The organism is Streptomyces pyxinae, assembly GCF_024756275.1.
GTDB classification, from domain to species: Bacteria; Actinomycetota; Actinomycetes; order Streptomycetales; family Streptomycetaceae; genus Streptomyces; species Streptomyces pyxinae.
The window spans coordinates 1-13,723 of the sequence record NZ_JANUGQ010000037.1; the positions used below are offsets into that span (position 1 = coordinate 1).

The 13,723-nt window shown below is 74.5% G+C and carries 9 protein-coding genes; 4 read left to right on the forward strand and 5 right to left on the reverse strand.

All coding sequences use genetic code 11. The features are described from left to right. Together NX801_RS28340 and NX801_RS28345 are read right to left on the reverse strand one after the other, a co-directional pair. Positions 1-2,214, reverse strand: a 2,214-nt coding sequence (locus NX801_RS28340; RefSeq protein ID WP_258790802.1) for a (Fe-S)-binding protein, incomplete at its 3' end; no start/stop codon positions are given. A gap of 67 nt (positions 2,215-2,281) precedes the next feature. Then, complete coding sequence (locus NX801_RS28345; protein WP_258790803.1) at positions 2,282-3,832, reverse strand: ricin-type beta-trefoil lectin domain protein; 1,551 nt, start codon at positions 3,830-3,832, stop codon at positions 2,282-2,284. A gap of 466 nt (positions 3,833-4,298) precedes the next feature. On the opposite strand from NX801_RS28345, the gene NX801_RS28350 reads away from it, so the two are divergent. Beyond that, positions 4,299-5,333 carry a phytase gene (locus tag NX801_RS28350; protein ID WP_258790804.1) on the forward strand — a complete coding sequence of 345 codons (1,035 nt, stop codon included), beginning with the start codon at positions 4,299-4,301 and terminating at the stop codon, positions 5,331-5,333. A 96-nt stretch (positions 5,334-5,429) separates the two neighbouring features. Here the strand turns inward: NX801_RS28350 and NX801_RS28355 are convergent, their stop codons facing one another. Beyond that, positions 5,430-6,083, reverse strand: a complete 654-nt coding sequence (locus NX801_RS28355) for a TetR/AcrR family transcriptional regulator C-terminal domain-containing protein (protein ID WP_258790805.1) — start codon at positions 6,081-6,083, stop codon at positions 5,430-5,432. Positions 6,084-6,358: 275 nt separating this feature from the next. Here NX801_RS28355 and NX801_RS28360 point away from each other — a divergent pair, with 275 nt between their 5' ends. Beyond that, positions 6,359-7,558 carry an FAD-dependent oxidoreductase gene (locus NX801_RS28360; RefSeq protein WP_258790806.1) on the forward strand — a complete coding sequence of 400 codons (1,200 nt, stop codon included), beginning with the start codon at positions 6,359-6,361 and terminating at the stop codon, positions 7,556-7,558. Positions 7,559-7,580: 22 nt separating this feature from the next. Here the strand turns inward: NX801_RS28360 and NX801_RS28365 are convergent, their stop codons facing one another. Beyond that, positions 7,581-9,323, reverse strand: coding sequence for a PP2C family protein-serine/threonine phosphatase (locus NX801_RS28365; protein ID WP_258790807.1), 1,743 nt, complete (start codon positions 9,321-9,323; stop codon positions 7,581-7,583). A 2-nt stretch (positions 9,324-9,325) separates the two neighbouring features. Beyond that, positions 9,326-9,880 carry a methanogen output domain 1-containing protein gene (locus NX801_RS28370; RefSeq protein WP_258790808.1) on the reverse strand — a complete coding sequence of 185 codons (555 nt, stop codon included), beginning with the start codon at positions 9,878-9,880 and terminating at the stop codon, positions 9,326-9,328. 378 nt (positions 9,881-10,258) lie between these two features. Between NX801_RS28370 and NX801_RS28375 the strand changes: the two genes are divergently transcribed. Both NX801_RS28375 and NX801_RS28380 read left to right on the forward strand, forming a co-directional pair. Then, complete coding sequence (locus NX801_RS28375) at positions 10,259-11,227, forward strand: alpha/beta fold hydrolase (RefSeq protein WP_258790809.1); 969 nt, start codon at positions 10,259-10,261, stop codon at positions 11,225-11,227. Continuing rightward, positions 11,224-13,464 carry a vWA-MoxR associated conflict system protein gene (locus NX801_RS28380; protein WP_258790810.1) on the forward strand — a complete coding sequence of 747 codons (2,241 nt, stop codon included), beginning with the start codon at positions 11,224-11,226 and terminating at the stop codon, positions 13,462-13,464. The genes NX801_RS28375 and NX801_RS28380 overlap by 4 nt, the downstream gene beginning before the upstream one ends. Positions 13,465-13,723 lie beyond the last annotated feature (259 nt).

A 13,723-nucleotide genomic window follows, 5' to 3' on the forward strand; every position in this document is an offset into this window, starting at 1 on the left:
CGGGGTGGGGGGTGTGACGGATTGGAGGAGGAGTTGGGCGACGTCGACGACGTGGAGGGTGTCGGGGGCTTTGCCGTCGTTCTTCTTGCCGTTGAGGGAGTCGGTGAGCATGACGAGGCAGAAGGGGCAGGCGGTGGAGATGATGTCGGGGTTGAGGGAGAGGGCTTCGTCGACGCGTTCGGTGTTGATGCGTTTGCCGATGCGTTCTTCCATCCACATGCGGGCGCCGCCGGCGCCGCAGCAGAAGCCGCGTTCTTTGTGGCGGTGCATTTCCTGCTGGCGCAGTCCGGGGACGGCGGTCATGATCTCGCGGGGTGGGGTGTAGACGGTGTTGTGGCGGCCGAGGTAGCAGGGGTCGTGGTAGGTGATGAGGCCGTCGACGGGGGTGAGGGGGGTGAGGCGGCCTTCGTCGATGAGGTGTTGGAGGAGTTGGGTGTGGTGGATGACGTCGTAGGTGCCGCCGAGTTGGGGGTATTCGTTGGCGAGGGTGTTGAAGCAGTGGGGGCAGGTGGCGACGATCTTTTTGGTGGCGGGGGGTTTGCGGGTGGTGGGGTCGTCGTCGTCCTCGCCGAAGGCGAGGTTGAGCATGGCGACGTTTTCCTGGCCGAGTTGCTGGAAGAGGGGTTCGTTGCCCAGGCGGCGGGCTGAGTCGCCGGTGCATTTCTCGTCGCCGCCCATGATGGCGAAGCGGACGCCGGCGATGTTGAGGAGTTCGGCGAAGGCTTTGGTGGTTTTCTTGGCGCGGTCTTCGAGGGCGCCGGCGCAGCCGACCCAGTAGAGGTAGTCGATGTCGGTGAGGTCGTCGAGGTCGCGGCCGACGACGGGGATGTCGAAGTCGACTTCCTTGGTCCATTCGAGGCGTTGTTTTTTGGCCAGGCCCCAGGGGTTGCCCTTCTTCTCGAGGTTTTTCAGCATGGTGCCGGCCTCGGAGGGGAAGGCGGATTCGATCATGACCTGGTAGCGGCGCATGTCGACGATGTGGTCGATGTGTTCGATGTCGACGGGGCATTGTTCGACGCAGGCGCCGCAGGTGGTGCAGGACCACAGGACGTCGGGGTCGATGACGCCGGCTTCTTCGAGGGTGCCGATCAGGGGGCGTTCGGCCTCGGTCAGGGCGGGTGCGGGGATGTCGGCGAGCTGTTCCGGGGTGGCTTTCTCCTCGCCCTCCATGGTTTTGCCGCCGCCGGCTTGGAGGTAGGGGGCTTTGGCGTGGGCGTGGTCGCGCAGCGACATGATGAGGAGTTTGGGGGAGAGGGGCTTGCCGGTGTTCCAGGCGGGGCACTGGGACTGGCAGCGTCCGCATTCGGTGCAGGTGGAGAAGTCGAGGATGCCCTTCCAGGAGAAGTGCTCGATCTGGGAGACGCCGTAGACGTCGTCCTCGCCGGGGTCCTCGAAGTCGATGGGGGTGCCGTGGGAGGTCATGGGTTGCAGGGCGCCGAGCGCGGTGGTGCCGTCGGCGTTGCGCTTGAACCAGATGTTGGGGAAGGCCAGGAACCGGTGCCAGGCCACCCCCATGTCGATGTTCAGCGACACCGTGATCATCCAGATCAGCGAGGTGCTGATCTTGATCCCGGCGGCCAGATAGATCAGCGTCTGGAGGGTGCCGAGGGAGAGCCCCTTGAAGGCCAGGACCAGTGGGTACGAGACGAAGTACGCCGCCTCGTACCCCGCCACGTGGTGGATGGCCCCCTCCAGGCCGCGCAGCGCGAGAATGGCCAGGCCGATGGTGAGGATGACGTACTCCACGAAGTACGCCTGCCAGGCCGTGGAACCGGCGAACCGTGACTTCCGGCCCGCCCGGGAGGGCAGGTTCAGCAGCCGGATCGCCATCAGAGCCAGGATGCCGACCACGGTCATCAGGCCGATGAACTCGATGTACATCTCGAACGGCAGGAACCCGCCCAGCACCGGCAGGGTCCAGTCCGCCCGGAAGAGCTGGCCGTACGCCTGGGCCAGCGTCGGCGGCAGGGTGAGGAAGCCGATCGCCACGAACCAGTGGGCGACGCCCACCAGCCCCCACCGGTTCATCCGGCTGTGGCCCAGGAACTCCCGGATCAGGGTCAGGGTGCGCCGCTTGGGAGCGTCGGTACGGCTGCCGGCCGGCACCGGCTGGCCTAGCCGCACGAACCGGTAGATCTGCGCCACCGCTCGTGCGATGAGCGCGACGCCGACCACGGTCAGCGTCAGCGAGACAATGATCGCCGCGAGTTGCATCGGGCTCCTCAGGGCCGGGACGGGTGCCGACAGTACGGTGCTACTGAACAGTAGCTTACCGTCGTGGTCACCCGGATGGAGCTGAGCCCCCGGCCGGGCGGGCCCCGGTCGGCGCCGGGGTCGCGGTGGCCTGCCAGCGCTGACCCGGGCCGGCGGGACCGGGCCCTGTCGCCCGGAGCTCCAGCGGGGTGCCCGGCACCGGATCGGTGAGGGTGACGGCCAGCGCCGGCAGCCCGCGCGGGGTGAACCTTCCGTCCGGGTCCAGCCGGAACGACGGGGTCGCCGTCCCGCACGGGGCGAGCCGCAGCCGGTAGGCGGTCGGGTGATGGCCGAGACAGAGTCCGTTCACCTTTCTCGGGTGCAGCCGGCGGGCCCCGTCCAGCCCCCAGACCTGGTCCGCCCCCGCCGAGCAGCGCCGTACGGTCACCGGGGCCGTCGGGGTGGCGGGCACCGGGACGGAGAGGCAGAGTCCGGTGGCCGGGTTCCGGAAGCGGATCAGCATCCCCCGGGGCGCCCCGCCGCCGGTGCCGGGCGACATCGCGCGCGGGGCGGAGGGAATGAGCGAGGCGCCCGGCCGGGAGGGAACCGGCTCCGGGCGGGGGAGCGCCGTCCCGTCCGGAGCCCCGAACGCCAGGCGCAGCAGGAGGACCAGGGCCGCCACGGCGAGCAGCCCGGCCCCCACGAGCACCCCGGGACGCCTGCGCGACCCGGGAGCCCCGGGGCTTCCGGGGGCCACGAAGGGTTCGAGAGGCGCAGGCCCGCCGGCCCGCCGGCGGCCGAGCCGCCATGCCGCCGGGCCCCGGAAGGACACCACCCGGCGGGACCCATACGCACGTCCCGCCGTGCGCGGTGGGTACGGGGGCGGCGGAGGCGCCGGGACGCCTGCGTACGTCCCGGAGTCGCGGGCCGCGTCCGCCCCGCCCCCCGCGCTCCCGGCGGGACCGGAGCCGTACCGTCCGGGGTCGTGAGGCTCCGCACCTGCCGGTCCGGCGGCGACCGACGCCGAGCCACGGCGCCCGGAGCCGTACACCCCGGAGCCGTACGCTCCGAGGGCGCGGGCCGCCGGGTGGTGCGCCTCCGGTGGCGCCCCGGCGGCCACGTCCGGCGGACCGGTCGGCTCCCGGGGCCGTCCGGTGCTCGGCTCGGCCCGCTCGGCCGCCTTGGGGCCGGCCGCCTCCCGGGACCGACCGGCAGCCGGGCCCGGTCCGGGCCGCCCGGCCGCCCCGGGGCCGGCCACCGCCTCGGCGAGCAGCACCGCCAGGCGCCCCGCCGAGTGGTCGAGCTGCTCGGCCGCCGCCCGGCAGTAGGCGCAGCCCGCCAGGTGCTCCTCCAGGTCGACCGGCACCACGGCGCCCGGCCGGCGGGTGACCGCCTCGATGAGACCGCTGTACCGGCGGCAGATGTCGTCCGGGGCCAGATCGCGGTGGCTCTGCCGGCAGGCCGCGCGCAGCCGCCCCCGGTCCCGTATCAGCTCGGCCCGGGCCACCTCGGGGCTGACCCCGGTCCGGGCGGCGACGGCGGCGAGCTCCTCCCGCTCGACCTCGGTGAGCCACAGCAGTGCCCGGCTCCGCCGGGGCAGCCAGGCGAAGGCCCGGCGCAGCAGTTGCCTGTCGTCCATGGGGGTGCGCCGGACCGTTCTCAGGCCACCCGCCCGGCGGGCGTACCGCGCCCGGTGAGAAGGGTGAGGGCGATGGTCGTACCGGGATGTGACGGGCAGCGCACGGCGGTTCCTCCCTGGGACGGGTACGGCCCAGGAGGACCGGGCGGTCCACGGGCCGGGTGACCCCCGGCGCCGGGCGGTCCACGGGCCGGGGTCCGGTCTCCCATACGGCCGCCCCCGCCCCGGCGTTCACCGCCCTGTTCCGCGAGACTCCCCCCCGGCCGGGACCGGGTCGCCCCCGCGTTCACCGCACCCTGCCCCGGGGTCCCGCCCGGCCGGGAATCGGGCGGAGTCGGCCCGGCGGGTGTTCCCCGGCCCGCCGGCGGGCAGTTCATGTGCTGTTCACGGTCCGCTCCCGCGCCGCCCCTACGGTCGTGCGCGCCGCGCCCTCGGGTCCGAGGGCGCTCCTTGAAGGAGGAGTCACGTGTCCCTCGCTCCCGCCACCCGTGCCGTCGCCCTCGCGGCGGCCACCGCGACCGTGCTGCTGGCGCAGGCCGTCGTGCCCGCGCAGGCCGCCGCTCCCGGGTTCTCGGTGACCGCCACGGTGGAGACCGCGCCCGTCTCCCACAGCGGTGACGCCGCCGACGACCCGGCGATCTGGGTGCACCCGTCCGATCCGGCCAGGTCCGTGGTGGTCGGCACCGACAAGAAGGGTGCCCTGGAGGTGTACGACCTCTCCGGGGCCCGGATCCAGCGCGTCAGCGGGGACTACGGCAACAACGTCGATCTGCGCGGGAACATCGTCGTCTCGGCCGACGACGAGGCGGCCGGCGGCGACGGCGCCATGCACGTCTACCGGATCGACCCGGCGACCCGGAAGCTCACCCACCTCAAGGACATCCCCACCGAGGTCACCGCGCACGGCATCTGCCTCTACACCTCGCCCTCCTCCGGCAAGCTGTACGCATACCCCAACTCCACCTCCGGCCGGGTGGAGCAGTGGGAGCTCAAGGTCACCGGGGACACCGTCGCCGCCACCTCCGTGCGGCTCTTCGACGCGGGCTCCGCGGTGGAGGGCTGCTACGCCGACGAGACCACCGGAAAGCTCTACCTCGGCGAGGAGGACGTGGGCGTCTGGGTGTACGGGGCGGAGCCCTCCGCCGGCACCGCCCGGACCAAGCTGGACTCGGTGGGCTCCGCCGGTCACATCACCGCCGACACCGAGGGCATCACGGCGGCGGGCGACCGGCTCTTCGTGTCGTCCCAGGGCAGCAACGACTTCACCGCCTACGACCGCCGCACCGGCGGCTACCTCGGCCGGTTCGCGGTGGCGGACGGCGACCGGGCGGACGACTGCGAGGACACCGACGGCATCGACGCCACCGCCACCGCCCTGGGCAGCGCCTTCCCGCGCGGTGTGTTCATCTGCCAGGACGGCAGCAACTCGGCGCCGGGCAGCAGCGGCAACCAGAACTTCAAGCTGGTCCCGCTGGAGCGCGTCACCTCCCGGCTGGGCTGACCCTCCTTCGGGTGGGCCCCCTGGGGTGGGCCCGCCCGGCCCGGGTCCGGACGCCCGACGGCGCCCGGACCCGGGTCCGTTCCGGCGCCGGTGACCTCAGTGCGCCCGGCCCTCTCCCGCCCGGGCGCGCAAAGAGTCGAGCAGCAGGGACAGGCCGAAGTCGAAGCGCTCCTCGTACCCGGCCGCGTCCGCTGTCAGATGCTCCACGACCCGGGTCAGCGCCGGGTACGCCGCCACCGGCAGCTCCGGGTCGAGCCTCCCGGCCTGCTCGTGGAACGCCTGCTCCTCCTGCACCAGGCCCAGGAGGAAGTACACGAACGTCCAGCACGCCCAGGCCGCCTCGCGCTCCGGCACTCCGCCGTCGAGCAGCGCCTGGACCAACTGGTCGGCGAAGCGCAGGGTGGCGGGCTCGGCGGCATAGGTGCCGGTGACCAGGCGTGCCCCGTCCCGGTGGGCCAGCATCGCCCGCCGGGCCCGGTGCGCCACCTCCCGCACCCGGTCGTCCCAGGCGTCCGGCAGCTCGCCGGAGTCCATTTCGGCCAGGATGGCGTCCGCCATCAGCTCGTGCAGCCGCGCCTTCGACTTGGTGTGCCACAGCACGGTGTTCATCCGTACGTCCAGCCGGTCCGCGATGGATCGCATGGAGACGGCCTCCAGACCGCCCTCGTCCAGTGCGCCGAGCGCGGCACGCACCACGGCCTCGACCGACACACCCGCCCTGGCGGGAATTCCCGCTTGCTTCTTGGTCACTGACCTAGTCTACTGTTCACCAGGAACTTGGTCAGTGACCAAGTCGCCGGATCGAGCTTCTGTGTGCCTGCGCGCCGTGCGTCCGTGCGTTCGTATGCCTGTGTGTCCGTGTGTCTGTGTGCTCGTCGGCTCTTGTGCCGGTGGGCGCGGGGGCGTGCGACCTCGTGCGTGCGGGTGCCTGCGGGCTCGTGGGCTCGTCCCTTGTCCTTCTCGCCGCCTTCCCGGTCCGTCCGGCGTACGCGCCCGACGGTCGGCCCTCACTCGGGAGACACCTCATGGCCGCTGCTCACACCCCCGACCCGACTCCTGCCACCGGGACCGCCCCCGGCGCCGCCGGGTCGCGCGCGCCCCGGATCGCCGTCGTCGGCGGCGGGCCGGGCGGGCTCACCCTCGCCCGGGTGCTGGAGACCCGTGGCATCCCCGTCACCGTCTTCGAGCGGGACGCCTCGCCCGTCGCCCGGCAGCAGGGCGGCATGCTCGATCTGCACGAGGAATCCGGGCAGTCGGCACTGCGCACCGCCGGACTGCTGGACGAATTCCTCGCTCTCGCCCGGCCCGAGGGCGAGGAGGCGAGAATCGCCGGGGCCGACGGCGCCGCCCTGGTCGCGCACCTGCCGGAGCCCGGGCAGCCGGCCAGGCCCGAGGTGGACCGGGCGGATCTGCGGAGGCTTCTGCTCGCCTCGCTGCGGCCGGACACCGTGCGGTGGGGCCGCGCCGTGGTCTCGGCCGTACCCGCCGGGGGCGCCGCGCACCGGCTGGTCTTCGCGGACGGCACGACCGAGACCTTCGACCTGGTGGTCGGCGCGGACGGCGCCTGGTCCCGAGTCCGGGCGCTGCTGACCGATCAGGCACCGGTCTTCTCCGGGGTGCACTTCGTGGAGGCCAGGACCCCCGGCGCCGCCCGCGACCACGCCGCCCTGGCCGGACTCGTCGGCCCCGGCAGCCTGTACGCCTTCGAGGACGACCGGGGCATCATGGCGCAGCACAATGGGGACGGCACCATCCGTACGTACTACGTGCTGCGCCTCCCCGAGGAGTGGCTCCCCGGCCCCGCCGAGGGCCCCGCCGAGCACCGCGCCGAGACGCTCCGGAAGCACTTCGACGGCTGGAACCCGGTGCTGCTCGCCCCGCTGGAGCACAGCGCCGAGCTCATCCACCGCGTGCTGTACGCCCTGCCCGCCGGGCACCGCTGGCAGCACCGGCCCGGGGTCACCCTGCTCGGTGACGCGGCGCACCTGATGACCCCGTTCGCGGGGCTCGGCGCCAATATGGCCATGCTGGACGCCGCCGAACTGGGCCTGTCCATAGCCGGTTCCGGCGACCTGACCGAGGCGGTGCGCGGCTACGAGGACGCGATGTGGCCCCGCGCCGCCGGGGCGGCGGCCCTGACCGAGGCCGGGCTCGCCGCCGCCATCTCGCCCGACGCCCCGGGCAGCGCGCTGCGGCACTTCGCCTCGGTCGTGGACGCCGGCTGATCCCGCGGGGCCGGCCGCCGGTTCACTTCCCCGGCCGGTGGCGCCGGGGCGGCCGGTCCTGCCGGCCTCCCGGGGCGTCCGTGGTCCCGCCGGCTCCGGGGTCGTCGCCGTCCTCCACCGAGAAGCGCGCCACCAGCAGGGCGCAGTCGTCCGGCAGTTCGGTGTCGGGCTGCTGGTGCAGAAAGAGCGCGCAGGTCTCCCGGGCGCCGAGGCCGACCGTGCTGCGGCCGAGCTGCACCAGCCGGGCCAGCCCGGTGTCCATGGCCTCGCCGCGCCGCTCGATGAGACCGTCGGTGTACAGAACCAGGGTGTCGCCGTCCGAGACCGGCACCTCCTCCTCGGCGTATCCGGTGAACGGCACGGGGCCCAGCGGCGGGGCGAGCGCGCCGGACAGATAGCGGCTGCCGCCGTCCGCGCCGATCAGCAGGGGCGGCGGGTGCCCGGCCCGGGCGTACCGCAGGATCCCGGTGCGCCTGCTGTACATGGCGTAGCAGGCCGTCGCCATGAGGCCCTCGTGATAGGCGTTGAGGAAGTCGTTGACCTCCTCCAGGACGGCGGCCGGCCGGCGCCCGCACCGCCGGGCGATGCTGCGCAGCGCGGTGCTGATCTGGGCCATGGCCGTGGCCTCGGCGACACCGTGGCCGGCCACGTCCCCGATGGTCAGGCCGATGGTGTCCGCGTCGAGCACATGGACGTCGTACCAGTCGCCGCCCACGTTGACCATATGGGTGCCGGGCGCGTACGCGCTGGCGATCTCCACCCCGTCCACCTCGGGAAGGCTGGGCAGCAGACTCCGCTGGAGCCGTTCCGCCAGCCGGTGTTCGTGCTCGAAGAGACCGGCCCGGCGCACCGCCTGGGCGATCTGCTGCGCCACGGCCCTGATGTGCTCGTCGTCCGGCCGGACGCCCGGGGCGCACCGCACGGTGAGATGGCCGAGGGTCAGCCCCTCCGCCTCCAGCGGCACCCGGCGGACGACCTCCCCGTGGCGGTCGCCGTCGCCGGTGTCCGCCGCCGGGCGGGCGGCCCCGCCGTCGGTGCCGGCCGCCGGGGCGGGCCGGTCCCCGGCGTGGTGTGCGGGGGTGAGCCAGGTCCGGGCGCCCGGCGCGTCCAGGTCGGTCCAGGTGGTGCCCGCCGAGGCGAGCGCGTCGGTCGGCCCGAGGGACGGCACGATGCGCTTGGAGTGCAGCTCCAGTGAGACCGCCGTGGCGTCCAGCGCCTGCGGGGCCGACTTGTGCACCGCGTCGCACACGTCGGAGAGCGTGGCGCTGACCGCGAGCGAGGCGGTCAGCCGGTACAGCCGCTGCAGCCGTTCCCGGGCCGCCTTCTCGGTGGCCAGCAGCCGCTCCCGCTGCTCCTCCACCGTCCGGCGGTAGGCCATCTGCCGGTCCAGGAGGCGCACTTGCCGGCTGAGCGCGACAAAGCGGTCGCCCAGGTCGAGCCGGGAGAGATGAAGCTGCACCAGGGGTTCGGGGCCGGTCCACCAGACCGCCCGGGCGCCGTGGCAGCGGAACCGCACCGCCGAGCCGTCCGCGAGCGGCACCGAAAGGGAGCCCGGCAGCGCGCTGCCGCTCCGCAGCCAGGTGGCCAGCTGGGCCCGGAGCGCCTCCGGCGCCCCCGAGATCTCCGGCAGGTCGGCACCGGCCCGGAGCGCGTCCGCCGCCCGGGTGGCCGCCGCGTTGGCCGCCAGCACACGGCCCCGGGGCGTGCACAGCAGCAGGGGCTGGGGCAGCAGCCGGGCGACGGCGTGGAATACCGCCAGGTCCACGGTCACACGCCGGGGCCCGCCGGACCGGGCCGGGTGGTGGCGGCGTCACCGAAGTACTCCCGCGACGGTTCTGCGTCCAGGTCGGCGTACGGCCGGAGATGGGCGGTGACCCGGCAGCGCTCATGACCCCGCGCGATGGTCTCCCGCAGCTCCACCCGCGCGCAGCCGGGGTTCTGCGCGGCGATGGTGCCGAAGGTGTTCGACGTCATCGTGCACCTCGACTCGCGGCCGAGCACCTTCTCGGCGAACGGGCAGCTCCGGCTGCCCAGGACGATCCTCTCGTCGTCCTGGCTGACGAGGTGGAAGTCTCCCCTGGCGCGCTGTGTGAGATCGACCAGGACGTCCGCGACCTGTTCCCTGGTCAGCCGCCGGACGGAGAGGGCCCGGGGACATGTGTCGTTGATCTGACTGCCCACCGACTGGCCGACCAGGCTGAGGTAACCGGGCGCCTCCTCCAGACCGACCACGGTCTCCGGCGAGGTGGCGAGCTCCCGGACCAGGGTCCGCATGAACACCTCGCGATCCAGCGGGACGTCCGCGTGCGCTGCTCGGTTCATCGCTCCTCCAGCGAGGCTGCTCCGGCCGGCCGGAGCCCGGCGCGCGGTGCCGGGCACCACCGTGATCCGCCGCCGGCAGTGGCCGCCATCAGCAGCCGGCGGGAGGCACGCCCGCCCGGCCGCACCGTCGACCGGCCTCAGAGTAGACCGTTCCGTCGCGGCCGTCCCAGCCTTGGCCCAAGGATGACCGGAGCGCGACCGCGGCCCGGCCACAGCTCGGAAATCATGTCGAATGATGGTCTGACGTGTGTGTGCATCTGTACTGAACTCCGGCGCGGTGCAGTCACGGTGGGTTGTCCACAGGGGTTGCCCGACACTTCCCGGAGACGTGAGGATCGCAGGGCACAGCGAAGTGAACGGGGAAGAACGGGGGACGGGATGACACCTCGTCTGGTGTTTGTGCACGGCATCGGCGGCGCCCGGGACGCCGCCGCCGAGGGCGCCGAGTGGACGCGTGCGCTGGCCGGCGCGGCGCGTGACGCCGGGCACGCGGCGGCCATCAGCGGACTGACCGGCGGCTGGGGGGCCGATGTCCGGTTCGCCGCCTACGGCGACCTCTTCCGGAGGCGCGGTGCCCAGGGCGCCGGGGACACGGCCGACGGGCGGGACGAAGAGGACGAGGCGGTCCTCGTCGCACTGCTGCTGGAGGCGGTCGACGAGCGGCTGGCCGACGCCTCCCTGCCGCCGGAGGAGCTGAGAGCCCTGCGGAGCGCCCGTGCCCAGCTCGCGCCCGACCGCCCGGGCCAGGGCATCGGCGCGCCGGGGCGCCGCGCGGTCAACGCCGTGACCAGCCTGCTCGCGGTGCCCGGGTTCCGGGCGCTGGGCGGCTGGACCAGCGCCCGGACGACGGCCGGGACGCTCGGCCAGGTGGCCCGCTATCTGAACCGCCGGGAGCCCGACGAGCGGGGCCACACCCTCGACGCCCGGATCCGCGCCCGGGTGGCCGACTGCCTGGACACCGAGGGGCCCACCGTGGTGGTGGCCCACTCGCTGGGCACGGTCGTCGCCCTGGAGGCGCTCCACCGGCACTCCGGCCCGGTGCCGCTCCTCGTCACCCTGGGCTCCCCCCTCGGCATCCGTACGGCCGTGCTGCCGCGGGTCCGCCCGCAGCCGGTCGCCACCCCCGCCTGCGTCGGCCGCTGGCTCAACTTCTGGGACCGCGACGACATCGTGGCCGCCCGGCCGCTGCTGGAGAAGTTCGTCCGGGCCAATGCCGACGGCGTACTGCCGCGCAGCACCCGGGTCGACGCGGACGGTGCCTGGGTGCACCCGGCGGCGAAGTACCTGGCGGACGGGAGGGTGGCGGGCCCGGTGATGGAGGCGCTGGCGCGCGCGGTGGAGCGATGAGCGGCGCCCGGCACGTCCTGGTGATCGGCGCGCAGTGCCCGGCGCTCGGGCTCCTCGACGAACTGGAGCAGGCGGCCCGCGCCCTGCACGACGCCCTCACCGCCCCCTGGGTCGGCGCCTGTGAGAAGGACCGGGTCTCCGGCGCGACGCTGCTCTGCGGGGCCGGGATCACCCAGAGCGAAGTGGAGCGGGCCGTCCGGGAGGCCGGGCGGCAGGCGGCGTCGGCCGGTGCGCTGCTGGTCGTGGCGCTGCTCGGGCACGGCATGGCGGCCGGCGGCCGGCTCTACTTCATGGCCGGCGACTCGGAGGAGGAGACCCCGCTCAGCGCCGTGGATGTCAAGGCGCTGCTGGGACAGGTGCTGGACACCGCCGGTGTCGACGGGCTGATCGCCCTGGTGGACACCTGCCACGCGGCCGGCGCCGTGCCCGACCTCGGCGCCCTCGCCACCGGCATCCGGCGTGGCGAGGTACGGCTGTCGCTGCTCATGGGCGCGGGCGCCGACCAGGAGGCGTACGGACTCCGTTTCAGCCGCACCGTGACGCGGGTGCTCCAGCACGGCATCGCGGGCGCCGGTGAGACGCTCTCCCCGGCCGCCGTGGCCGAGGCGGTACGGGCGGACGGCGGCGCGCCGGGCCAGTCGATCGTGCAGCTCGGCTTCGACGGAGCCCAGTGGCCGGCGGCCCGGCTGTGGCTGGCGCGCAATGTCCGGCACGCCTTCCCGGCGCCGGGATCGCTCCTCGGAGAGATCGGCCGGGAGGAGCTGGCCCGCGCCCTGGCCCCGCTCGACGACCACGCCGTCCCGGTCCCGGCCGGCGGCCCGGAGGGCTTCCCCGACACCTCGGCCGTGCCCGGCCTCCCCGGGGCGGGCCTCCCCGACGCGGCCGTCTTCCCGGAGGCCGGCGGCCGGGCCGGTGCCGGTGCCGGTGGCGCGCCGGCCGCCGGCACCACCTGGGCAGAGCTGGCGCGGGCGGTCACCACCCCGGGCGATCTGGCCGCGTTACGGGCACCGCTGGCCGCCCTGCCGCCGCCCGAGCGCGACTGGGCGCGCGGGGTGTTCGACGCGCTCGACGCCGCCGTGCGCACCGCCGACCTGCTCACGGCGTGGCCCGGCACCGCCGCCCTCACCTCACCGATGCTGCTGCGTGCGCTCGGCGCCGTACGCCCCGCCTCGGCCTCCGCCGCCCCGCTGCCCGTCAGCACCGGTGGCGAACTGCTCCGCGACGCCGTGGAGTACGTCCTGCTCCGGGCCCCGCGCACCGGCGGCCGGCGGCTGGCACCGGTGGCGGAGTTCGTCGCCGGACTCGCCCGCGAGACCGGGGTGGACCCGCACGAACCGCGGCTGCGCGCCTGGGCGGCCGGGATCGGCGCCGGCATCGACCTCAACGACGCCCTCGCCCGCCAGCGGGAACACCACCGCGACCTGCGGCTGCGGCTGATCCTCAGTCTGCACGCCGCCGTCGGTGACGACTGGCCGGAGTCACTGGCCGCCTGGCTGCTCGACGAGGGCACCGTACGGCACCGCGAGGAGTTCCCCTGCGCCCAGGACCGGCCCGGTGTCGAGCAGGGCATCGGCACCGCGCTGCGCTGGGCCACCCGGCTCGCGAGCTCGCTGGAGACCCCCCTGCGCAGGGTCGAGATCGCCGCGCCCGCGCCGCTGCTCGTCCAGTGGCGGCCGGAGGAGACCGACTTCGGGATGCGCCTGGGCGCCGAACACGATGTGGTGCTCCGCTGGAGCGACCGCATCCAGCCGCCCGACCATCTGTGGTGGATCAACGACAAGGCCCGCAAGGCACTGCGCGCGATGGACAGCAGCACCGACACGGTCCGCGCCGACTGGCTCGGGGAGCCGGACACCCGCCATGTCCGCGAGTTGCGCGACCGGCTGATGAACGCCCCGCGCAGCCGGGCGCTCGGCCTGGCCCACCGGCCCCCGCAGCTGCGGGACCTCATGGAGACGCTGCTGGCCTCCTCGCCGATCGTGCTGTGGACGGACGAGGACCTGCCCGTGCCCGACGAGGTCCGCGGCTACCTCGACGCCCACTGGCATCTGCTTCCCCTGGAGTTCTGCCAGGTCTACCGGGAGAGCTGGCACCGCCGGACACCGGACGCCGGCCCGCTCCCGTCGGCGGAGTGCGCCGGACCTCCCGGACGCACCCGCCTGGCCGCGCTGCGCAGCGTATGGGACGGCCACGACTGGCTGGACTTCTGCACCTGGTTCGAGCAGGAGCAGCTGTGAGACCACCGCCCCCTCCCCGTGGCGGCCGGCCCCTCCCGCCGGCGGCCGCCCGCCTTCTCCTGGCGGCGGGCCGTGTCCGCCCGCCGCCGCGCCCGCCGTCCGCCCCCTGTCCCCAGCCGCCACCGTCCGCCTCCGCCCGCCACCGTGCCCGCCGTCCGCCGCCCGTCCCCCTCCGCCACCGTGTCCACCACTCACCGGCCGCCACCGGCCTCCGGGTCCGGGCCGCACCGCAGGGCGCCGGCCACCCCGCACCGCCCCA